Here is a 22,993-nt window from a genome sequence, read left to right on the forward strand (position 1 = left end):
ACGTAGTCGACACGGCCACCCGCAAAAACCCGGTAACAGCCGGACGGCCCCGGAGCCCGCCCTTGATCACCAAGAGGGCGTCCGAGGCTTCGGCGGGTCGGCCGACACCCGCCCTGACCAGCAAAAAGCCCTCCCCAAAGGGAGGGCGGAGACTTGCGCCCCCGGCAGGACTCGAACCTGCGGCCAAGCGCTTAGAAGGCGCCTGCTCTATCCACTGAGCTACGGGGGCCGGGTGTGGTGGCCTCTGTCCTGGTGCCCGGGTGTGGGCGGATCCGTGACGTCGCCGGGGACAAGGATAGGGCTCCCGAGTCCTTGCCCCTGTTGCTTCGCCTCCGTGGCTCAATGTGGAGGTTCGGTGAAGCGGTCCTGATAATCGCAGGCAGGTACGAATCGTGCACCTCTTTTCGCGGCTCGGACCCCGCATGTTGTGCACTCGTTATGCCTGCGCCCCTCTCGTCCCTTCCGTCCCTCTGTGTCCGCTCGGCGCGCAGGCGTACTTATATGCTTCAGAATGTCCCCAAAATTGGGCATTCTTCGCATGTGGTGACCTTGGACGTACGGCCTCAGCTGCTCGACGCGCTCTCCGCCCTGCGCGACCGTGTCGCCGCCGCGCGCTTCCCGCTGCCCCTGGCAGGGGCCCCGCGCGCGCGTGCCAACCGCGACGAACTGCTCGCGCAACTCGACGATTATCTGGTGCCCCGGTTGCGGCAACCCGAAGCGCCGTTGCTGGCCGTGGTCGGGGGGTCGACCGGAGCCGGCAAGTCCACTCTCGTCAACTCCCTGGTGGGGCGGAAGGTCAGCGAGGCCGGCGTGCTGCGGCCGACGACCCGTACGCCCGTACTGATCTGTCATCCCGAGGACCACCACTGGTTCAGCGGGATGCGGGTCCTGCCCCACCTCACCCGCGCCTGGCTGCCGCAGCGGGAGCCAGGCCAGGATCCGGACGACGAGTCGTTCCCGCCGGACGGGGACGGCGGCAAGAAGGGCGAGCGCGTCCTGCGCGTCGAGACCGCCGACAGCCTTCCGCCCGGTCTCGCCCTGCTCGACGCGCCCGACGTCGACTCCCTGGACGCCGACAACCGCGTACTCGCCGCCGAACTGATCTGCGCCGCCGACATCTGGGTGATGGTCACCACGGCCTCCCGCTACGCCGACGCCGTGCCGTGGCATCTGCTGCGGTCCGCGAAGGAACACCGGGCGACCCTGGTCACCGTGCTCGACCGGGTGCCCCACCAGGTGGTGTCCGAGGTCTCCCGGCAGTACGGGGCGCTGCTGACCAAGGCCGGGCTCGGCGACGTGCCGAGGTTCACCGTGCCCGAGCTGCCCGAGTCCGCCTGGGGCGGGGGGCTGCTGCCGGGCACCGCCGTCGCTCCGCTGCGGGCCTGGCTCGTCCAGCAGGCGACCGACCCGGCAGCCCGGCACGAGACCGTGGCCCGCACGGCGCACGGGGTCCTCGACTCGCTGAGGTCCCGGATGCCCGAGCTGGCGAGCGCGGCGGCCCAGCAGTACTCCACCGCCCTGCGGCTCACCGCCGCCGTCGACACGGCGTACGACAGCGAGTACGCGCGCGTGAAGGGCCGTCTGCAGGCGGGGGCGGTGCTCGCGGGGGACGCCCTCAAACGGTGGCGCAGCTACCCGCTCGACTGCACCGCCGGTGAACTGCTCGACGCCCTCGTCGAAAGCCTCGGCACCCTGCTGCTCTGCGCCGTCACCGCCGCCGACGAGCGGATCGGCGAGACCTGGCGCCGCGAACCGGCCGCCGTGGCCGCCGGGCTGACGGAACGTGACGCCGCGCGCGAGAGAGTCGAGGACCGGATCGGGATCACCGTACGACGCTGGCGGCGCGTCCTGGAGGAGTACGCCGAGGAAGAGGTGCGCGGCCTCGACCGGAGCGTCGCGCCGGACGTGGAGGCGGTGGCCGCGCTGGGCGCCACGGCCCTGCTGGGCGGCCGGCGGGCGCGGTCCGCGGGTGAGGGGCTCGCCGAGCGGATCGGGGCGCACGGCGCGCTGCGGCTGCGTGACCGGGGCGGACGGCTGCTCACCGAGTACCTGGAGAGGGCCCTCGACACCGAGCGCGAACGCCGTCTCGCCCCGCTCGACGCACTCGACGTGCACCCCGAACCACAGGCCGAACTCATCGCCGCCCTGTCCGTACTGCAGAAGGAGAGGTGAGCGCCGTGACCGCCGTCACTGACCACACGGATCAGACCGGAGACGACGTCCCCGACAAGGGTGACGACAGGACGGCCGAGAGGACGAGTGATTGGACGGGCGACAGGAAGTCCGTGGAGGGCGGGGCCGGTCGTTCCGCCGGTGCCGGGGAAGGGGAAGGGCACCCGAGGAGCACTGACTGGGGGCCGTCGGAGAGGGCCCCGGGCGCGCGGTTCGAGGAGAGGCACGCGGCTGTGCCGGGCCGGGTCGCCGACGCACCGGCCGGGCCGGGCGGCGAGCACCGTGCCCGGGGCGAGAACGACGCCCACGCGCGCGTGCCCGACCGTTCCGGTGGTGGCGCGTCCGGTGGTGGCGCCTCCGGTGGTCCGTCCGGCGGTCCGTGCGATCGTTCGGCGGGTGGTTCACCGGGTGATCCGACCGATGGTGCGTCCGGTGAACCGTCCACGCGGGCCGAGCCCGGCGACCCGTGGGACGACGGGCTCATCGCGCGGCGGGTCACGGAGGCGGGGGCCACCGAGCGGCCTCCGGGCGTGGAGAACAGGGCCCCGGTGGCCCAGCCGGCCCCGCTCGCGTACGACGGGCGCCTGAGGTCGCGGCTCGACGCGCTGCGGGAACTCGTGGGGGCGTCCCGCACGCGGCTGGACAGCACGACCCTGGCGGAGGCCGGACGGGTGCTGGACGAGGCCGCGGCCCGGCGCAGGCTCTCGGGGCAGCACACGGTCGTCGCCATCGCGGGCGCCACCGGAAGCGGCAAGTCGATGCTGTTCAACTCCCTCGCGGGGGTGACGATCTCGGAGACGGGCGTACGCCGGCCCACCACGGCCGCGCCCATCGCGTGCAGCTGGAGCGACGGAGCGGCGAGTCTCATCGACCGGCTGGGCATTCCGGGGCGGCTGCGGCGGCGGCCGCTGCAGAGCCCGGAGGCGGAGGCCCAGCTGCGCGGGCTCGTGCTGGTGGACCTGCCCGACCACGACTCGGCGGCGGTGCAGCACCGGGAGCAGGTGGACCGGATCCTGGCCCTCGTGGACGCGGTCATCTGGGTCGTCGACCCGGAGAAGTACGCCGACGCCGTCCTCCACGAGCGCTATCTGCGGCCCCTGGCCGGTCATGCGGAGGTCATGTTCGTCGTCCTCAACCAGGTGGACCGGCTGCCCGGGGAGGCCGCCCACCAGGTGCTGGACGATCTGCGGCGACTGCTCGACGAGGACGGGATCGCCCTGGGGGAGCACGGCGAACCGGGTGCCACCGTGCTCGCGCTGTCCGCGCTCACCGGGGACGGTGTGGGGGAACTGCGCGACACGCTGGGGCAGTTCGTGGCCGAGCGGGGCGCCCCCGCCCGCCGGGTGCGCGCCGATCTGGACGCGGCGGCCGCGCGGCTGTGGCCCGTGTACGCGAACCAGCGGCGCGTGGGGCTCAGCGAGCGGGCCCGGGACGAGTTCGCCGCGCGGCTCGCGGACGCCGTCGGCGCCACCGCCGCGGGCGAGGCCGCCGAACGCCTCTGGCTGCGCCACGCCAATCGCGCGTGCGGTACCCCCTGGCTACGGCTGTGGCGGTGGTACCAGGGCCGTGGCGAACCCCCTACCGGGCGGCTCGCCCTAGGGGCACCTGTGGACGACGAGTCCACCGCGCGTCAGCGCGTCGAGCAGGCGGTGCGCACGCTGTCGGAGCGCGCCGCGGCGGGACTGCCCGCGCCCTGGGCCCAGTCGGTGCGCGAGGCGGCCGTGCGGGGGGCGCAGGGGCTGCCCGAGGCGCTGGACGAGCTTGCCGTGCGGGTCGGGGCGCCGACGGGGCGTCCGCCGCGGCCGGGCTGGTGGCCCGCCGCGGTGCTCGCGCAGGCGTCGATGACCCTGCTCCAGGTCGTCGGCGGTCTGTGGCTGCTGGGGCAGATCATCGGCTTCATGACACCGAATCTCGGGGTGCCGGTGCTGTTGATGGTGATCGGCATCGTCGGCGGGCCGGCCGTCGAGTGGGGCTGCCGTATGGCCGCGCGCGGTCCGGCACGGCGGTACGGCCAGGAGGCGGAACGGCGGCTGCGGGAGGCCGCCGCCGGGTGCGGCCGGGCCCGGGTGCTGGATCCGGTGGCCGCCGAACTGCTGCGGTACCGGGAGGTGCGGGAGCAGTACGGGCGGGTGCTGGGGGCGGCGCCGGTGGGGTGAGGGGCGGCTTCCATGGGGTGACTCCGGTGGGGTGAGGGGCGGCCTCCACGGGGTGGCGCCGGTGGAGTGAGCGGCGGCCTCCACGGGGGTGCTTCACCCCGTCGGGTGACGGAGTTGTCCACAACCGGTGGGTAGTGCACAGGGCTCGGCGGGCTCGTCCCGACGGCGGCAGTCTGAACACGCGGCGATCACGGCACCGCCGCACGACAGACGCAGCAGCCGTACGGGACGGGCCCGTACGCGTGTCCGGTCGGCGCCGGCCTCGGGGCCGGCGTCAAGGAGGGGTTCGCGAGATGAACGAGACGATGGTGTGTGTGGTGGGGAACGTGGCGACCCAGCCGGTCTGCCGGGAGTTGTCGACGGGTTCGTCGGCCCGGTTCCGGCTGGCGGTGACCTCGCGGTACTGGGACCGGGAGAAGAACGAGTGGACCGACGGTCACACCAACTTCTTCACCGTGTGGGCGCGGCGCACGCTCGCCGCCAACGTGGCGTCGTCCGTGTCGCTGGGTGATCCGGTGGTGGTGCAGGGGCGGTTGAAGGTGCGCACCGAGCAGCGGGACGGGCAGAGCTGGGCCTCGGCGGACGTCGACGCGGTCGCGATCGGCCACGATCTCTCGCGGGGCACATCGGCGTTCCGGCGGACGCCCCGGGGAGAGGCGTCGGCGGCCGGCCGAACCCCGTCCCTGCCGGAGCCGAACTGGGAGACATCGCCGCCCGGGGGCCGATTCGACCCCGCCGCCGAACTCGGTCCGGAACCGGCCGGGGTGACGTGACGTCACTCCGACCGCGGGGCGTGGGGTATCGGCGCACGAGAGGTGAAGGGTCCGTGTGCACACCTGAGTGATTTGTCGACAAGAGCTGTTCGTGGGCTGTGCACGCGATAACGATTCCGATTCGGATCGGTTGTCCGACGATACGACTGGGAAAGGTGGTGCGCCTCGTCCCTAGGATGCCGGGCATAGCTCACGGGGCTTCTGATTCTGCTGGTGGGACCACAACCCCCCACGTCAACGGGTCCTGCTCGAAGGGAAATTCTGTGCTTTCTTCGTTCTCGGCGTCGTTCTCCGGGTGGTCCGGGTGGGCCGCCCGCAGGCGAGGGGCGGCCCGCCTCGCCGCCGTGTCACTCGCGTCCGGCCTGGTCGTCGCGGGCGCGGTCGTCACCGCGGGCCCGGCCGCCGCCGAGGACACGGCGCGGAGTTCGGGCGGGGCCACGGCGACCATGGACGGCCTCAAGACGTTCGGAACGGCCGTGCTCCGGACCGAGGACGGCCAGGAACAGCAGCTTCCCGCAGGGCTGTTCGAGATGTTCGTCGACGACGGTGGCACCCTGCAGACCTACTGCGTCGACGTCCAGAACCCGACGCAGAAGGACGCCGAGTACCGGGAGACCCCCTGGAGCGGCACCTCTCTCGGCGCCAACAAGCAGGCGGGCAGGATCCGCTGGATCCTGCAGAACTCCTATCCGCAGGTGAACGACCTCGCGGCACTCGCCGCCAAGGCCGGGGCCGACGGGCTCACCGAGGAGGACGCGGCCACCGGGACCCAGGTCGCGATCTGGCGGTACTCGGACGGGGCCGAGGTGACGGCCCTGGACCCGGAGGCCGAGAAGCTCGCGGACTACCTGGAGAAGAACGCGCGGGACCTGGCGGAACCGACCGCCTCCCTGACCCTCGACACGTCGGCGGTCTCCGGCCGGCCCGGTGAGCGGCTCGGCCCCGTCACGGTGCACACCAACGCGGACGGCGTGACCGTGACCCCGCCGTCGGACGCCACGGCGGACGGTGTGCAGGTCGTCGACGCGAAGGGCGAGGCCGTGACCTCGGCCGGGGACGGCAGCGAGCTGTACTTCGAGGTGCCCGAGAAGGCCGCGGACGGCTCGGCCGAGCTGACCGTGCAGGCATCGACGACCGTGCCGGTCGGGCGCGCCTTCGCCTCCGAGACCCGCAGCCAGACCCAGATCCTCGCCGGCTCCAGCGAGTCCACGGTCACAGCGACGGCGACCGCCCACTGGGCCGGGAAGGGCGCGATACCGGCCCTGTCCGCCGAGAAGAACTGCGCCGCGGGCGGCCTGGACCTCACCGCCGCCAACGAGGGCGACGAGCCCTTCACCTTCGAACTGATGGGGATCACCTACACCATCGAGGCGGGCGAGACCCGCACGGTGACGATCCCCCTGCAGGAGGACCAGGCGTACGACTTCACGATCGAAGGGCCGAGCGGCCTCGCGAAGCGGTTCCGGGGCGTGCTGGACTGCCGGACGGAGACCGCGGCCGGTGCCGGTGGGGACTCGGTCCAGACCCTGAGCGAGCCGAGCCCGGCGACGGTGGGCGGGGGCGAGGCCGCCGACACCGCCACCGACCTCGCCGAGACCGGCAGCTCCGGCGCCACCCCGGTGATCGGCGGCATCGCCATCGGACTGGTCGTGATCGGCGGCGCGGTGATGATCCTTCTCCGCCGCCGGAACCCGTGAGGGACAGCGCTCCTTGACAACTCGACAGTGCGTGACCGCGCGATGACACACGCGTGCGACGCGGCCCCGGCACGCCCCCTGGGCGCCGGGGCCGAGTCGTTCGTCAGGGGGCCTCACCATCCGGTTTCCGTCGAGGGCTGGCCGTGCGGCAAGATGGGTGGTACTGCCCACTGCCAGATTTCAAGTTGCCGGACGGTTTCTCTTGGCTGAGTACATCTACACGATGCGCAAGACACGCAAGGCGCACGGCGACAAGGTGATCCTTGACGACGTCACGCTGAGCTTCCTGCCCGGCGCGAAGATCGGTGTGGTCGGTCCGAACGGTGCCGGAAAGTCCACCGTTCTCAAGATCATGGCGGGCCTCGAACAGCCCTCCAACGGTGACGCGTTCCTGTCGCCCGGCTACACCGTCGGCATGCTCCTGCAGGAGCCGCCGCTGGACGAGTCGAAGACGGTCCTGCAGAACGTCCAGGACGGCGCCGCCGAGATCATGGGCAAGCTCCACCGCTTCAACGAGGTCGCGGAGCTCATGGCGACCGACTACTCGGACGCGCTCCTCGACGAGATGGGCAAGCTCCAGGAGGACCTGGACCACGCGAACGCCTGGGACCTCGACACCCAGCTGGAGCAGGCCATGGACGCCCTGGGCTGCCCGCCCGGCGACTGGCCCGTCACCAACCTGTCCGGTGGTGAGCGCCGCCGCGTCGCCCTGTGCAAGCTGCTGCTCGAAGCCCCCGACCTGCTGCTGCTCGACGAGCCCACCAACCACCTGGACGCCGAGTCCGTGCAGTGGCTGGAGCAGCACCTCGCGAAGTACCCCGGCACCGTCGTCGCCGTCACCCACGACCGGTACTTCCTCGACAACGTCGCGGGCTGGATCCTGGAGCTCGACCGCGGTCGTGCGATCGGCTACGAGGGCAACTACTCCACCTACCTGGAGACCAAGCAGACCCGTCTCAAGGTCGAGGGCCAGAAGGACGCCAAGCGCGCCAAGCGGCTCAAGGAAGAACTGGAGTGGGTCCGCTCCAACGCCAAGGGCCGCCAGGCCAAGTCCAAGGCCCGTCTCGCCCGGTACGAGGAGATGGCGGCCGAGGCCGACAAGATGCGGAAGCTGGACTTCGAGGAGATCCAGATCCCGCCGGGCCCGCGCCTGGGCAGCGTGGTCGTCGAGGTCAACAACCTCAGCAAGGCCTTCGGCGAGAAGGTCCTGATCGACGACCTCTCCTTCACGCTGCCGCGCAACGGCATCGTGGGCATCATCGGCCCGAACGGCGCCGGCAAGACGACCCTCTTCAAGATGATCCAGGGTCTGGAGGAGCCCGACTCCGGTTCGATCAAGGTCGGCGAGACCGTCAAGATCTCCTACGTCGACCAGAGCCGCGAGAACATCGACCCCAAGAAGACGCTGTGGGCCGTCGTCTCCGACGAACTGGACTACATCAACGTCGGCCAGGTCGAGATGCCCTCGCGCGCCTACGTCTCCGCGTTCGGCTTCAAGGGCCCGGACCAGCAGAAGCCGGCCGGGGTGCTCTCCGGCGGTGAGCGCAACCGCCTCAACCTGGCGCTCACCCTCAAGCTCGGCGGCAACCTGCTGCTCCTCGACGAGCCGACCAACGACCTCGACGTCGAGACCCTGTCGTCGCTGGAGAACGCGCTCCTGGAGTTCCCCGGGTGCGCCGTGGTCGTCTCCCACGACCGCTGGTTCCTGGACCGGGTGGCGACCCACATCCTCGCCTACGAGGGCGAGTCCAAGTGGTTCTGGTTCGAGGGCAACTACGAGTCGTACGAGAAGAACAAGATCGAGCGACTCGGTCCGGACGCCGCCCGTCCGCACCGCGCCACCTACAAGAAGCTGACCCGGGGCTGATCTTGCGCCACATCTACCGCTGCCCGCTGCGCTGGGCGGACATGGACGCGTACGGCCACGTCAACAACGTGGTCTTCCTCCGCTACCTGGAGGAAGCCCGTATCGACTTCCTGTTCCGCCCGGAGAAGGACTTCAAGCAGGGGTCCGTGGTGGCGCGACACGAGATCGACTACAAGCGGCAGCTCGTGCACCGGCACAAGCCGGTGGACATCGAGCTGTGGGTCACGGAGATACGAGCGGCGTCCTTCACGATCACCTACGAGGTCAAGGACCCGGAGCAGGTCTACGTCCGGGCCTCGACGGTGATCGTGCCGTTCGACTTCGCGACCCAGCGGCCCCGCCGGATCACCGCCGAGGAACGCGAGTTCCTGGAGGGGTACAGGGACGACGAGGAGAGGGCCGTCGCCGCATGACGGTGCTCCACCTCGCCGACGAGGGGGAGGCTGCGGATCTCGCGGCCTTCCTCTCCCGGCTGCTCCACTACGACCGTGGAGCCGCGGTGCGCCTCCAGGCGGCCGGCACCGCACTGGCCGTCTTCGGCCGGCCACCCTCCTTCGAGGTCCTGGCCGTCCGGACCGCCCGCCTCGGCAAGCCGTACGAGAACGGGCTCGACGTCACGCTCGACGTGACCGTGTCGGCCGGTGAACTCCTGGAGTCCGTCGACGAGCCCGCCGGCACGGCCGTCGTCCCGGGAGCGGTGACCGGGCCTCCGTGGGCCGGAGTGCTCCCCCCGCGCGGCGGCTGGCGGCCGGAGGCCGGGCTGCCGGCGCCGGACGCGCTGAGGGCGATGGTCTCCGCGGCGGTACGCGAGTTCCGCTCCCGCACCGAGGAGCTGCCGCCCGAGAGCCGTACACGCGCCGAACTCGACCGGATCGGGCGGGAGATCTGGTCCCGTACGGTCGGGGACACCCCGCTGCCGGTCCGGGCCGTGCACGCGGCCCAGTCGCTCGGCTTCCTGCGCACCGCGCGGACGGCGGCCGGCGCGCCCGAGCAGGCGTCGCCGGAACTCTTCTCGTCGGGCGCGTGGCTGCGGCTGCGCACGCCGTACGGGTCGGTCGCCGTGCGCAGGGCGGGACTCGGGGCGCTCGACGTCAGCGTCCGCTGACCCCGCGCTTCTCCGGCCGGCTCAGCCCGGGGCGTTCACCATCGAGGCGGCCGCGTACGTGAGGTAGTTCCACAGGATGCGCTCGTGCTCCTCGGAGAGCCGGAGCTCGTCGACGGCGTCGCGCATGTGCTTCAGCCAGGCGTCGTGGGCGGCGCGGTCGACGGTGAAGGGGGCGTGTCGCATACGGAGCCGGGGATGGCCGCGGTTCTCGCTGTACGTGGTGGGGCCGCCCCAGTACTGGATCAGGAACAGCGTGAGGCGGTCCTCGGCCGGGCCCAGGTCCTCCTCGGGATACATGGGTCGCAGGATCGGATCCTCGGCGACGCCCTCGTAGAAACGGCGCACGAGGCGCCGGAAGGTCTCCTCGCCACCGACCTGCTCGTAGAAGGTCTGCTCCTGCAGCGTGCCGCGCCGAATCTCATTCACGTCACCCATGGTCTCAGACGCGTGGGAGGAGGACTCCAGGCTTAGGACCCTTCTGTTGGGAGCGGGCGAGCGGATCGGTCGATTCCGGTCCGATGCGGCGTGGTACTCGCCTCCGGGGGCGTCCGGCCGCACAGTGGAGGTATGGGCACGCACGCTGTGGATCACGACCTGGAACGTATCGCCGCCGAGGCCCGGTCGGCGCTGGTGCGCGAGATCGAGGCCAGTGGGGCGTGGGACGCCGACCCGCAGTGGCGCAAGGCGTTCGAGAGCGTTCCCCGGCACCTGTTCGTGCCCTACTACTACGTGAGCGCCGTGGGCGGCTTCGAGCGGCTGTGGGGCGAGGAACGCGACCCGAGGCGGCGCGAGCGCTGGGTGCGCGGCGCGTACGCCGACGCCCCGCTCGCCACGCGGCTGCGTGACGGGCGGCTGATCTCCTCCAGCAGCCAGCCGTCGCTGATGGCGAAGATGCTGGCCGAGCTGGAGGTGGAGGACGGCGACCGGGTGCTGGAGATCGGTGCCGGCACCGGGTACAACGCCGCCCTGCTCGCGCACCGGCTCGGGGACGACCTGGTCACGACCGTCGATCTCGACGCCGACATCACGGAGGCGGCGCGCAGGCATCTGGACGCCGCCGGCTACCACCCGACGGTCGTCACGGCGGACGGGGCGCGTGGGGTGCCCGAGCGGGCGCCGTACGACCGGATCATCGCGACCTGCACCCTGCCGTCGATCCCGCGCGCCTGGCTCGCCCAGTGCGACCCCGGTGCGCGCATCCTGACGCCGCTGGCCACCGGCCTGGTGCGGCTGCGGGTCGAGGACGCGGAGCGGGCCGAGGGGCGCTTCCTGCACACGTCGGCGTACTTCGTGCCGCTGCGCGGGGGCAGCGAGCCGGAGACGATGCAACCGCATCTCGGCGGGCTGCCGAGCCGGGCCAGGGACCACGAGCTCTTCCGCTTCCTGCTCGCGCTGACGGCGGGCAGTCTCGACCCGCACGAGGCCCTCGCCCTCTGGCAGCGGGAGGGCATGCCTTCCCGCGAGCGCTACGGCATCACGGTGCGCGGCGACCGCGCCTGGGCATGGCTGGACGACCCGGAAGGGCCGTACGCCTGGCCTCTCCCGGACTGAGGGACCCTGCCCGGGGAGAGCCGGGCCCGAAGGAAACGACCGGGGCCGGCCGAGTCGTTCGGCCGGCCCCGGTCTCTCGCTGGTGGGGTGGATCAGCCCCGGCGGATCGTGATCGTCGTCCAGGCACCCACGTGCACCCGGTCCCCGTCCTGGAGGGGGATCGGGACGAACGGCTGGATGGGCTCCTCGGAACCGTTGACGGTGGTGCCGTTGGTGGAGTTCTGGTCGACCACGGCCCAGCCGCCGTCCGGCTGCTGCACCAGCACCGCGTGCTGGTGGGAGACGCCCGGGTCCTCCGGCGGCACCGAGAGATCGATGTCGGGGGTGTCACCGGTGGAGTGGCGGCGGCGCCCGATGGTGATCTGGTTGCCGGTGAGGGCGCGCCTCTGCTCCGGGGAGTACGCGGGCAGGTTCAGGCCCGCCGCCTCGGGGCCCGAGCGCTGCATCATCGCCATGAAGTAGTCGCGGTCGGGACCGATGGTCGCGCTCCAGGACGTCGGGGCCTGCGGGTACGCGGGGCCGGGCGGAGCCTGGGTGACAGCGGGCTGCGGGTAGCCGTAACCACCGGGGCGGGCGCCCGCCCCGCCGGGGCCACCCGGACCGCCGGGGCCGGTCGACGGCGGGGAGATCACCCAGTCGTCGTCGGAGCCGAAGGCGGGACCGCCACCGGGGCCGCCCTGCCCACCGGGACCGGCGCCGCCGGGCCCTCCGGGCTGGGGTCGCCGGGTCTCCTGCGGGAAGGCGGGCGGAGCGGACGGCCCCGCCTGCTGGAACGCCTGCCGGCCGCCGCCGGGGCCCTGACCGCCGGGGCCCTGACCACCGGGACCACCCGGCCCCGGTCCACCGGGGAATCCGGAGCCGCCGGGTCCACCGGACCCGCCCGGCGTAGGACCTGGCGGCGGCGGAACCGGTCGTGAGGGGTCGCCGCCGAAGGCCGAGGGGCCGGGCCGCGAGGGGTCACCACCGAAGGCCGGGGGGCCAGGTCGCGAGGGATCCTGCCCGAACGCGGACGCACCGGACGGGCCGGGCTGGCCGGGGCGACCGGACTGCCCCGGACCGGGCTGGCCGCCCTGCCCCGCGGGCCCGCCGCCGAATCCGGAGGAGCCACCGGGCCCCGAGGGGCCACCAGGGCCACCGGGCCCGCCCGGGCGGCCGGGTCCACCGGGACCGCCCTGACCACCTTGTCCGCCGGGCCCACCAGGCCCGCCAGGCCCGCCGAACCCGCCGTTTCCGCCCTGGCCCCCGGGCCCGCCCGGACCCGACGGCTCGCCGCCGAACTGCGGTCCCGGCGGGATCGGCTCGGCGGGACGGTTCACCTGCGAGGGGCGGGAGCTCTGGTAGTCGTACGCGTCACCGCCGCCGTAGGACGGCGCGGGCGGTTGCTGCTGCTGGAAGCGGAGCGCCGGGTTCCCACCGGGACCCTGGCCTCCACCGGGGCCCTGGCCGGGGCCGCCGGGACCGGGACCGGGCCCACCCGGACCCTGACCCGGGCCGGGTGCCGACGGCCGGGGCGCGGCCGGGGTGTACGTGGTGGCGGTGTTGGTCAGGAAGTTCCACCGGCACTCCTCGCAGAAGGGCGCGCCGCCCTCGCGGGGCGTGCGGCACTGCGGGCAGAGCTCCGACTGGGCGGCGAGGTGCGGGCGTCCACCGGGACCCCCGGGGCCCGGACCGCCGGGACCGCCCGCGCCCGGAGGCGGGGGAGGCGAGCCGGGCGGCGGGTATCCGTAACCGGCGCCCGGGGGCGGCGGCGGTGGCGGCGGGGGTACGGCACCGGCCATACGGTGACCGCAGACCTCGCACCAGTCGTCGGAACCCGACTGGTGTCCGTTCGGGCAGGTCGGCATGTCGGCGCTTCCCCCTCTCCTTTCCGACCTCGCGGCCGGTTCCTGTGGCCACGACGGGCCGGTGTGGCCGGTTCTGTCCGGATTCCCGGTGGGAAGCCAGGCTGACGCGCGGCGGTGCTTCGGGTTGTTTCTACCTACTTCTTTACACGAACAGTCTTTGTCGACCGTGTTTCGAGAGTCATCTCGTCGGCCTCCGTGACCTTCGCCTTCAGTCGCACAGTACCTGTCGCCGCGTCGACCACGTCCACCACCTTCGCAAGCAGTTTCGCAGTATCCGCGTTCCCCGACGCGCTGGCGAGCTGGACGGCCCGCCCGAGCTTGGCCGTCGCTCCGTCGAAATCGCCTGATTTGCGAGCGTCCAAGCCCTGTTGGATGACCTGTGCCAGTTCGGCCTGACCCGTGTAGTGCGCGACCTGGGGGTTGATCGACGTGGAGGCGACCATGTCGTCGGTCCACACGGCCTTCACCAGACCCTGGGCGCCGAGGTTCTGCGCCGAACCGTCCGGCTGCGGGATGACGAGGGAGACGCGGGCGGCGAGCATCTCCTGGCCGAGGCTGGCGGCCGGGACCTCGACGCACACGTGGTAGTCGCGGGACTCGTCCCCCCACGAACCGGTCGGGTAGTCGCCGGCGCGCGGTCCGGCCTCGGCGCGACGGCCGGTCAGCTCCGCGACCGTGGGCGCCACCTGCTTCACGAACTTGATCCGGGTGCCGACCGGGGTCCACAGCCGCAGCGCGACGTCCGCGACCTCCTTGCCCATGGCCGCCTCCATCATCTGCGTGAAGTCGGCGGACAGGGCGGCCGGGTCGGCGACGATGTCGGCGGTGCCGAGGAGCGCGGAGGCGATCTGGGTGACCTCCCTGACCTCCCAGTCGGTTCCCACCCCGCGCGCGTCACACGTGAACCGTCCGGCACAGGCGTCCAGCGCGGCCTTCAGGTCCTCCGGCGACTCGTGCTCGTTGCGGCCGTCGGTCAGCAGGATGCCGTGGCGGATGGCGACGTCCGCCGAGGAGAGCAGCCGGTCCGCGAGCTTCAGCCAGGTGCCGATTGCGGTGCCGCCGCCCGCGCTGAGCCGGCGCAGAGCCTGCTTGGCCTGGCCCCGGGTGGCGGAGTCGGCCACCGCGAGCCGCCCGCCGCCGGGGTACACCTCGCGGGCCACGTGGGTGCCGTCGATCACCGCGAAGTGGACGCCGTCGCGCAGGGTGTCGATCGCGGCGGCCGTCGCGTCCCGGGCGTTGCGCATCTTGGTCGGCGGGTAGTCCATCGACCCCGAGCAGTCGACCATGAGCGCCACGGCGGCGGACGGGCCCTGGCCGGGCGAGTACAGGTGCGGCGCGGCGACCGCGCTGCCGATGGTTCCGCCGCCGGTCGCGCTGACCGTCACGATGGCGTTGACCTCGCGGCCGTCCTCGGGCAGGTACTCGTTCTGGTAGACCTCGACCGAGAACTGCGGCACGTTCGACTTCGAGAATTTGGCCATGCCTACTCTGATCCCCCTAGCAGCACCACTGTTGGCCCCACGGCCCGTGGGGTGATGACTGTGCGTGCCCGTACGGACCGGTCCCCTCCGGTCCGTCGGTGCTTCTCGTTCGTCGGCCCGTCCGGCCGCCGAGGCGCCCGCGGGCATCCCGCCCGGCGAGCGCGCTCAGGCCGATCCTGCCCCCTGGGGAGGGGCCGGGAACGGCATGACGGCCACTGTTACGTTGTCGTGGCCCCCGCCGTCGAGGGCCCGGCCCACCAGCACCTGTGCGCAGTGCAGCGGCCGCTCGGCCGCGTCCGGGGGCACGGCCTCGGCCATCTCCTCGGCGGCCTCCGCGTAGTTCCACAGTCCGTCGGTGCACACCACCACTACACCCGGCCGGTCCGGCTTGAAGGAAGCGGTGTGCGGCTCCAGTTCGTACGCGTCCGCGCCGAGCCAGCCCGTGATCGCGTGCGCGCGCTCGTCGGCGTACGCCTCGGCCTCGTTCATCAGTCCCGCGGACACCATCTGCGCCGCCCACGAGTCGTCCTCGGTGAGCCGGGCCGGGGGCGCGCTGCGGTCCACCGGGACCCAGTAGGCGCGGCTGTCGCCGACCCAGCCGACGACCAGCAGGTTCGGCGTGACGACGGAGCCGACGATGGTGCACGCCGGCGCGTTCTGGTGCGGGGCGTGCTCCTGGGCCGTCTCCGGTTCCTCCGCCAGGGCGTTGACGGCGCGGGCGGCGGCGACGATCGCGTCGTGCAGCGCCTGCTGCGGGTGGGTGCCGCGCGGCAGCGACTCCAGCACCGTCTCGTTGGCGGTGCGCGCCGCGGCGAGCGAGGCGTCGTCGGGGCGGGTCGCGGAGGACACGCCGTCGCAGACGATCGCGACGACCGCGGGGGAGCCGTCCGGGAGCGCGGTCGAGGAGATCGCGAACGAGTCCTCGTTGCGGTGGTGGCGCAACCCCCGGTCGCTGACCGCGGCGACCGCGCCCAACTGCAGTTCCATGTGGTCGCGTTCGCGCGGCTGGGCGTGCCCGCAGTTCTCGCAGTAGCCGTCCCGGTCGACGTGGCCCGCGCGACAGGCCACGCACACCTTCGTCCCGGCCGGCGGCGTGGCGAGGTCGGCGGTGCGCGGATCCGGCGGCTGGGGCGCGGCCAGCGGGTACTCGTCGGGCTCCCGGGGCCGGTCGAACCGTACGCCCCGCCCGGGGCCGGGCAGTTCGCCGCCGCCGGAGTCGGTGCCCGCGATGTCGGTGGGGCGGACCACCGGCGGGGGAGTGTCGGAGCTGGGCGGGGAGGCGAGGGGCCAGTCCACGGGCGCGGCCTCGTCGGGCGCGTCACCCGTCACCCCGTTCAGGGTGACGGTCGGCTGGTCCTCCGGCGGTGCGGGCACCGCCGAGAGGTCATGGCCGCACGCACCGCAGAAGCGGTCGTCCGAAGCGACGGGCCAGTCGCAGATCGGGCACTTCGTCAGCGCGGTCGGCTGGGGCATCTGCGACATCAACTACACCCACGTCCGGGGGCGGTAACGGTTGGCACGTTCCACCAGGTCGATCCTCTCCTCGCCGCCTTGGGCGAGCCGGGCCAAAGTGCGGTACGACCGCTCCAGTCCGAAGCGGAGGCCGCGCTCGTCCAGCGCGCTGCCGAGCAGCATCCGCGCCCCGGCCGGGGGCGCGGCGCCCTGGCTCCCGGAGAGTACCCAGTCCAGGGCACAGCCAAGGACCTCCGTGGACAACTGCTCGCGGCGCACCGCGTCCAGACCGTACCCGCCGAGCGCCTCGATCTGCCCGGCGGCCGCGGTCAGGTCGTCCAGGAACGGTACGTCCGGCGCGGTCCCGGCCGGGGCGGGGGCCGACCCGGTTCCGAGGGCCGCCTCGGGGCGGTGTCTGAGCCGCGCCCGTACGGCGGCGACCCGGGCGGCGGTGTAGTGGATGGACGCCTCCGGCACGGACTCCAGGGTGTGGACGGCGTTCTGCCGGTCCCCGGCGGTCAGCCGCACCCGGGCGAGCCCGAACGCGCTGCTGACGAAGCTGGGGTCGGTCGTCCATACCAGACGGTAGTACTCGGCGGCGTTGTCCAGCTGCCCGAGCACCTCGGCGCACAGACCGAGGGCCAGCTTGGGGGCGGGCTCGCCCGGGAAGGCGTCGTAGATCGCGTCGAACGACAGCGCGGCGTTCTCGTGGTCGCCGGTGGCCAGCGCGGTCACGCCCCGGTACCAGACCACCCGCCAGTCGTCGGGGTGGTCCCGCTCCAGGGCGTCCAGGGTGGCCAGCGCGATGGTGAACTCGCCCATCTCCAGCCGGGCCCGCAGTTCCCGCAGCCGCAGTTCCAGCGAGCCGCTGGGGGCCGCGTGCAGGGCAGTGATCAGCTCGGTCGGCGCGGAGGTCATGAGCCCTGCCAGGAACCCGGCGTTGGGGTCGCCGGCGTCGACCCGCGGGACCGGCAGCGCGAGGGCCGCGGCGGCGGTGTCGAGCGCCCTGGTGAGCCGGACGGGAGCGGCGGCACCGGCGGTCAGCGGCGGAGCGGCCGGTACGGAAGGCGAACCGCCGTTCTTCGTGCCGGTCCTGTCGCGGCGCCTGCCCAGCCGGGAGACGTCCCCGTCCAGCTTCGCGAACAGTTCCGTGTCCGTGACCCGCACCTCGGGCCCGAAGATCGTCGACAGGGCGGGGCGCGCCCGGCCCGTCTGGAGGGAGACGACCTCCCGCAGCACACCCGTCAGCTGCTCCGACATCTCCTGCGCGGAGGCGAACCGGCGGGCCGGGTCGGGGTCGGTGGCCCGTACCAGCAGCCGGTAGAAGGACTCGTACTGGCGGAAGACCTCGATGGTGTCCGGGTCGGGCAGGGAGTCCACGAACACGTTCGTGTAGCCCTGGAAGTCGAAGGTGAGGACCGCGAGCGTCCGCGCGACCGTGTACAGGTCGGAGGCCACCGACGGGCCCACGTCGGCGACCTCGGGCGCCTGGTAGCCGACCGTGCCGTAGATGGCCGACTCGTCGTCGTCCATCCTGCGCACCGCGCCCATGTCGATCAGCTTGAGCTGGTCCTCGGTCTGGATCGCGTTGTCGACCTTGAAGTCGCAGTACAGCAGGTTGCGGCTGTGGAGGTGGCCGAGTGCCTCCAGCGCCTCGATGCCGTACGCGCACGCCTGCTCGACCGGCAGCGGGTCCCGGCGCCCGTCCGCCGTGCGGCGGCCGTTGGCGATCTCCTTGAGCGACTTGCCGCCGACGTACTCCATGACGATGTACCCGTCCAGCGAACCGGTGCGCTGGTCGAGGTGCTCGACGAAGTTGTAGATACGGACGATGTTGGAGTGCTCGATCTCGGCGAGGAAGCGGCGCTCGGAGATCGCGGCGGCCATCGCGTCCTGGTCGCCGGTGTCCAGCAGACCCTTCAGCACGACCCAGCGGTCCGACACCGCACGGTCGATGGCCAGATAGATCCAGCCCAGACCGCCGTGCGCGAGACAGCCCACCACCTCGTACTGGCCGCGCACGATGTCGCCCGAGTGCAGCTTCGGCACGAACGAGTAGGGGTGGCCGCACTTGGTGCAGAAGCCCTCCGTGCGCCCAGGCCGCTCACCGCGCGCCCGGCCGACCGGCGCCCCGCAGTCGGAGCGCGAGCAGAACCGCTTCCGCTCGGGCACCTCGGCGGACTCCAGGACCATCGAGCGCGGGTCCGGGCGCGGTACGTCCGGGACCTGGACGAGACCGACGCCGAGCCGGGCCCGCCCGGAGGAGCTGGCGGTCTTGCCGGAGCTGCGCACCGACACCGAGCGGCCGGTGGTCCTGCCCGACAGGGCGCGAGAGAGCCGTCCGGACACCGAGCGCCGGGACTGCGATGAGCGCGCGGAGGTGCGCGAGGAGCGTGAGCCGGCGGATCCGGAGCCGCGTGAACCCCGGCCGCCCCCGGTGATGCCGGTGGGCGGGGAGTTGACCATGCCGTTCGTGGAGACGACCGGTGCCAGCCCGCACGTGTCGCAGTACAGCTCGCCGCCGCCCATGTCCTCGTACGATCCCGGGCAACCGGGCCGCTGACACGACGGCTGCGGAGCCTCTTCGCCCGCCGGGTCCTCGCCCGCCGGGTCCTCGCCCGTCGGGTTCTCGCCCGCCGGGTCCTCGCCTGTCGGGTCCTCGCCCGTCCGGCCTTCCTCGGTCCGACTCACGACTCCTCCTCCCTCCGGTCCTGGGGCTCCCGCCGGGCCGGCACCGACTGGCCCAGCAACTCGGCGGCCGCGTGCTGGTAGCGCAGCACCGCCATCTCGGCCACCCGCAGGTCGCAGGGGGCGCTCCACAGCATGCGCCGCGCCGCGTCGTACCGCTCGACCAGCAGCGAGTCCTCCGCGAAACCGTGCCGGGCGACCTTCGCCTTGTACGCGTCGAGCCGGCCGCGCAGCTCCGCGCGGACCGCCAGCGGCGCGGTGACCGCCGTCAACGACTCGCGGGCCCGCAGCAGTTCGTCGTCCGCCTTCTGCTCCAGGGACTCCAGGAGCGGGGACAGCCGGTGCCACTGCGCGTGTCTGCGGTACTCGGCCGCCATCGCCAACTGTTCCTGCAGCACCGTCGGCGGACCGCTCACCACGGGCACCTCGGTCGCGGCGATCTTCGCCAGCACCTCACCGCGCGCGCTGCGCGCCTCGGCGAGCGTACGGTCCGCGCGGCTCAGCACGTCCCGCAGCTTCACCAGCCGCGACTCCGCGTCCTGCCGGACCGTCAGCACGGCGTCGATCTCCCGCCGGACCTCGTCCAGGGCCCGCGCCTCACGGTCGTACGTCGTGGTGTCCGGGCGGCCGCCGCCGGGCGCCGAACTGCCCGGGGAGGGCACCCAGAAGGCCAGCGGGTCGGAGACGACCTGCTCCCGGAGCCGGGTCAGGGTGCGGGTGATCCGCTCCAGGTCGTCGCCGGCCGGGTGCTCGCCGGGGCGTACGCCGACGGAGTGCGCGAGCTGGCGGGTGCGCTGGAGCTCGGCGGCCAGCAGATCGATCCGGGCGGGCAGCGCCGACCACACCGCGTCGGCGGCCACGACCATGTCCAGCGAGGACGCGTACAGATCGTTCATCCGGTCCACGAGCGTGACCAGCGAGAACTGCTCGCTGAGCCGACTCGTGCCCTGGAGGGTCGGCGCGTTCGCCATCGCGGTGGCGCTGCCCGCGACCGTCACGGCCTCGCCGCGCAGCAGTTCGGTCAGCTCCACCAGGTCCTCACGGCTCGACCAGCGGCGCCGCGAGCGGATCTCCCGGGCGGAGCGCAGCGCGTCGGAGTAGGCGTCGAAGTACGCCCACAGCAGCGTGATCGACGCGTCCGCGGCCGTCCAGCGCTCCTTGGTGACACCGGTCAGCGCGGCGCCTTCGAGCAGCCTGCGGCCCGCGTGGTCCTGCAGGGCGAGCAGCGAGGTCTCGATGGCCTCGTGCTCCGCGCCGAGCCGCGCGAGCGCACGGTCCACCTCGTCCCGGTCCATCACCGGCCCGGTGGATCCCGCGACGCCCATCGATCACCTCTCGCTGCTGTCGGTGTCCGTCAGTTGGATGCGGCCCTCTGAATACGATCCTCGTACGTCGGTCCTGCGTGTCAGTCCCGGTACGGCTGGGGGGAGGGCGGCCGGGACTTCTCCGCGCCCCCGACCATCGTGGCGGACAGCCAGGTGGTGTACGAGTCCTGCCAGCCGTCCTTGAGATAGTCCACCAGCACCTGGTTGACCCGGCGTACCAGATCCTCCGCGTCCAGGTTCATCGCCACGCCGTAGTACTCGGTGGTGAACGGCTCACCCTTGAGATCGACCGTCGGGTCCTGCGCCGCCTGGCTCGCGGCGAGCGCGCCGTCGGTGACCACGGCGTCGACCTGGCCGAGCTGGAGCCGTACCAGGCAGTCGAGTTGGTTGGGCACCTGCAGGGAGATGTCGGTGGAGGCGGGCACCTCGCCCGATGCCTTGCCGGCCGTGAGGGCGGAGAGGGCGGTGGAAGTGGCCGCCGTGCAGATCTTCTTGTTCGCCAGGCTCTTGCCATAGCCCTTGATCGGCGAGGACTTGGGGGCCAGGACCTGCTGTCCGGTCCTGAAGTACGGCTGGGAGAAGGCGACTTCGTCCATGCGTTCGCAGCTGATCGTCATCGTGCGGACCACCATGTCGACCTCCCCCTCCTGGAGCGCGGGGATGCGCCGGCTGGTGGGGATCGCCTTGAAGTGCACCTTGTCCGGGTCGCCGAGTATCTCCTCGGCGATGCGGTGCACGATGTCGATGTCGAAGCCCTCCAACTGGGCCTCGTCGGCCTTGCCGTTCGGGTCGCGGTAGCCCCAGCGGTAGCTGTTCTGGTCGACGCCGACCGTGAGGTAGCCCTTGTCCTCGATCCGCCGGATCGTCTCGCCGGAGTCGTCCGAGGAGGGCCTGAGGCTCCGGTCCTGCGGGTCGTTCTTCTTCTTGCAGTCCTCGTCCACCCGGGCCTGCGTCCCCCGGGCGACCCCCAGGCCCCCGGTGGCCGTGACGCCGTCGCCGCGGGTCCCGCTCACCGGCAGCACCAGGGCGAAGACCACGGCCAGGGCGCACAGGACCGCCATCGCGCCCACACCGCCCCAGCCCCTGAGACCGGCCCGCAGACGTCGTACCGCATTCATCGCGACCCCTTGCACCGCGCCTCCTCCCGCCGCCGTCACCGGTACTCCGAAAGCCTGCGCCCGATGCCGAGCACCGCGCCCGCCGCGCCGATCACGGCCAGGACCGCCGCGCCCACGGGGAGCCCGAGCATCGCCTCACGGCCGTCCTCGGCCGCCCGCTTGAACTCCTTCGCCTCGTAGGCGCTCGCGAGGCCCAGGTTCCGGTCGACCTCGTCGAAGCACTCGCCCGTCGGCTTGTCACCGTTCTTGCAGGTGGCGGTGGCCCTGCCGCCGATCACCTGGGCGAGGGCGCACTGGTAGTCGCCCAGATCGTCGGCCGCGCGGGCGCTCTTGTGCCGGGCGTTCCACTCCTCCATACCGGCGCCGGCCGCCTTCAGGGGCTTCTCGCCGCCGGCGTTGTCGGCGACCCGCTCGGCAGCGGCCAGCCGCTTCCTGAGCGTCGCCATACTGGTTTCGAACGCGTAGTCGAACTTGTCCACGCTCTCGCCCTTGGCGTCCTTGATGGTCTCCGCGCCCCGGCTGATCAGGGTCAGGTTCTCGTTGCCGCGTGCGGTGAGGGAGGCGATCCGGGCGTCGTTCAGCACGGTCAGGGACCGCACCCCGTTGTCGTAGGAGTCGTTCAGCCCCGAGCGGGCGAGGGTGTGGCCGCCGGCCAGCCACAGCAGGACGACGGTCGACGCGGCCGTCGCCGCGACGAGCCCCTGGTTCAGCACCCGGTTGGTCCGCCGGTAGTTACGGCGCTGGGCCCAGACGAGGCCGCCGAGGGCGAGGACCCCGAGACCGATCGCGGCCCACGGATACGCGGTGGCGTCCGCGTAGTCGTCGCGCAGCCGCTCGTTCTCGTTGTCGTAGATGCTCCGGGCCTCGTCGAGCATGCCCTGCATCTTGTCGTTCGCGTAGCGCAGATAGGCGCCGCCCAGCGGGTAGCCCAGGCGGTTGTTGGCGCGGGCCCGCTCGACCAGGCCCTTGTACTCGGGGAGCAGGGTGTTCAGCTTGGCGATGCGTTCCTCGGAGTCGGAGCCGGACTCCGACGCGGTCGCGGCGAGGGCCAGTTGCTTGGCGGCCTCCCGCATCTCCCGCTCGTAGTCCTTGCGCGACTCCTCGGTCTCCTGCCCGCCCGCGAGGAACCCGCTGGAGGCCGCCGTGTTGGCGGCGGCCAGGGAACTGTAGATCTCGGCCGCCGCCGAGCTGAGGGGCTGGCTGCCGTGGAGCACGTCGTCGGCCGCGGCGGAGCGGTCGTTCATCTGCCAGGCGGTGACGGAGCCGAACGCGACGACGAGGAGGGCGAGGAGGGCGCCGATGATGCGCAGCCGGCCCGGCTCGGTCGTCGCGGCGGCGCGCAGCTGGTCGACACCCTCCGCGAAGGCCGTCCGGCGCGGCGGGCCGCCGTCGGGGTCCGGGGACGGAACAGGGGGCCTCGGGGCGTGCGAGACCTGGGACGGCACGGCCGGGCCCGGCCCCGCGGGCGGTGCCGTCGGAGCCGTGCTGCCCTCCGGCGTGAATGTCACCCGACCTCCCCCTGGTCATCCGTCCGGCACCGCCGTCCGTGCGAGCGGACGCAGGTGCACGGCCGCAAGTATCGCCGCCGGGGGGTGACCACGCACAGACCTTGACTCGATCTTGTTCCCCGATCGTGTCCGTACGTGCCGTGCCTGCCGGATCCCGGCGCAGCACAAGGCTTCCCGCACCACCCCCCGCCCATGAATACGCGGCTCGGCCGGGTTCGGTTCCCTGCGGGTTCGAACGTGTTCGAGGGGGAGTGGC

General features: G+C 72.7%; 16 protein-coding genes and 1 tRNA gene. 8 read left to right on the forward strand and 9 right to left on the reverse strand.

Going from position 1 to position 22,993, the window contains the following annotated elements; translation table 11 throughout:
• Positions 1-156: 156 nt before the first annotated feature.
• Positions 157-229: transfer RNA gene (locus ACZ6BB_RS07945), tRNA-Arg, on the reverse strand.
• A gap of 272 nt (positions 230-501) precedes the next feature.
• Between ACZ6BB_RS07945 and ACZ6BB_RS07950 the strand changes: the two genes are divergently transcribed.
• The 7 genes from ACZ6BB_RS07950 (at position 502) to ACZ6BB_RS07980 (ending at position 9,770) form a co-directional block, all read left to right on the forward strand.
• Positions 502-2,172 carry a dynamin family protein gene (locus tag ACZ6BB_RS07950; protein WP_471614438.1) on the forward strand — a complete coding sequence of 557 codons (1,671 nt, stop codon included), beginning with the start codon at positions 502-504 and terminating at the stop codon, positions 2,170-2,172.
• Between the two features lie 5 nt (positions 2,173-2,177).
• The gene (locus ACZ6BB_RS07955) at positions 2,178-4,328 is read left to right on the forward strand and encodes a YfjP family GTPase (protein ID WP_471614439.1); all 2,151 of its coding nucleotides are present in this window, start codon (positions 2,178-2,180) and stop codon (positions 4,326-4,328) included.
• Between the two features lie 293 nt (positions 4,329-4,621).
• Positions 4,622-5,101 (forward strand): single-stranded DNA-binding protein, encoded by a 480-nt coding sequence (locus ACZ6BB_RS07960; protein ID WP_471614440.1) that lies wholly within the window; start codon positions 4,622-4,624, stop codon positions 5,099-5,101.
• Between the two features lie 263 nt (positions 5,102-5,364).
• The gene (locus ACZ6BB_RS07965; RefSeq protein WP_471614441.1) at positions 5,365-6,798 is read left to right on the forward strand and encodes a Cys-Gln thioester bond-forming surface protein; all 1,434 of its coding nucleotides are present in this window, start codon (positions 5,365-5,367) and stop codon (positions 6,796-6,798) included.
• A gap of 202 nt (positions 6,799-7,000) precedes the next feature.
• A complete protein-coding gene (gene ettA, locus ACZ6BB_RS07970) occupies positions 7,001-8,665 on the forward strand; it encodes an energy-dependent translational throttle protein EttA (RefSeq protein WP_469078692.1) in 1,665 nt (554 codons plus the stop codon).
• Between the two features lie 2 nt (positions 8,666-8,667).
• The gene (locus ACZ6BB_RS07975) at positions 8,668-9,078 is read left to right on the forward strand and encodes an acyl-CoA thioesterase (protein ID WP_471614442.1); all 411 of its coding nucleotides are present in this window, start codon (positions 8,668-8,670) and stop codon (positions 9,076-9,078) included.
• On the forward strand, positions 9,075-9,770 hold the full coding sequence (locus tag ACZ6BB_RS07980) for a DUF8010 domain-containing protein (RefSeq protein WP_471614443.1): 696 nt from the start codon (positions 9,075-9,077) through the stop codon (positions 9,768-9,770). The genes ACZ6BB_RS07975 and ACZ6BB_RS07980 overlap by 4 nt, the downstream gene beginning before the upstream one ends.
• 21 nt (positions 9,771-9,791) lie before the next feature.
• On the opposite strand, the gene ACZ6BB_RS07985 is transcribed toward ACZ6BB_RS07980, so the two are convergent.
• Positions 9,792-10,205, reverse strand: coding sequence for a globin (locus ACZ6BB_RS07985; protein WP_060907080.1), 414 nt, complete (start codon positions 10,203-10,205; stop codon positions 9,792-9,794).
• Positions 10,206-10,337: 132 nt separating this feature from the next.
• Here ACZ6BB_RS07985 and ACZ6BB_RS07990 point away from each other — a divergent pair, with 132 nt between their 5' ends.
• On the forward strand, positions 10,338-11,321 hold the full coding sequence (locus ACZ6BB_RS07990; RefSeq protein ID WP_471614444.1) for a methyltransferase domain-containing protein: 984 nt from the start codon (positions 10,338-10,340) through the stop codon (positions 11,319-11,321).
• A 92-nt stretch (positions 11,322-11,413) separates the two neighbouring features.
• Here ACZ6BB_RS07990 and ACZ6BB_RS07995 read toward each other — a convergent pair whose 3' ends face one another.
• From ACZ6BB_RS07995 to ACZ6BB_RS08025, 7 genes are all read right to left on the reverse strand, one after another.
• Positions 11,414-13,165: an FHA domain-containing protein gene (locus ACZ6BB_RS07995; RefSeq protein WP_471614445.1), complete on the reverse strand. Its 1,752-nt coding sequence runs from the start codon at positions 13,163-13,165 to the stop codon at positions 11,414-11,416.
• A gap of 134 nt (positions 13,166-13,299) precedes the next feature.
• Positions 13,300-14,646 (reverse strand): vWA domain-containing protein, encoded by a 1,347-nt coding sequence (locus tag ACZ6BB_RS08000; RefSeq protein ID WP_471614446.1) that lies wholly within the window; start codon positions 14,644-14,646, stop codon positions 13,300-13,302.
• 165 nt (positions 14,647-14,811) lie between these two features.
• Positions 14,812-16,131, reverse strand: coding sequence for a PP2C family serine/threonine-protein phosphatase (locus ACZ6BB_RS08005; RefSeq protein WP_471614447.1), 1,320 nt, complete (start codon positions 16,129-16,131; stop codon positions 14,812-14,814).
• Positions 16,132-18,627, reverse strand: a complete 2,496-nt coding sequence (locus ACZ6BB_RS08010; RefSeq protein WP_471614725.1) for a serine/threonine-protein kinase — start codon at positions 18,625-18,627, stop codon at positions 16,132-16,134.
• Between the two features lie 158 nt (positions 18,628-18,785).
• On the reverse strand, positions 18,786-20,111 hold the full coding sequence (locus tag ACZ6BB_RS08015) for a hypothetical protein (protein ID WP_471614448.1): 1,326 nt from the start codon (positions 20,109-20,111) through the stop codon (positions 18,786-18,788).
• An 80-nt stretch (positions 20,112-20,191) separates the two neighbouring features.
• A complete protein-coding gene (locus tag ACZ6BB_RS08020) occupies positions 20,192-21,244 on the reverse strand; it encodes a glutamate ABC transporter substrate-binding protein (protein ID WP_471614449.1) in 1,053 nt (350 codons plus the stop codon).
• 20 nt (positions 21,245-21,264) lie between these two features.
• A complete protein-coding gene (locus ACZ6BB_RS08025; RefSeq protein WP_471614450.1) occupies positions 21,265-22,737 on the reverse strand; it encodes a hypothetical protein in 1,473 nt (490 codons plus the stop codon).
• Between the last annotated feature and the right edge of the window lie 256 nt (positions 22,738-22,993).

This window comes from Streptomyces sp. NPDC041108 (assembly GCF_055592645.1).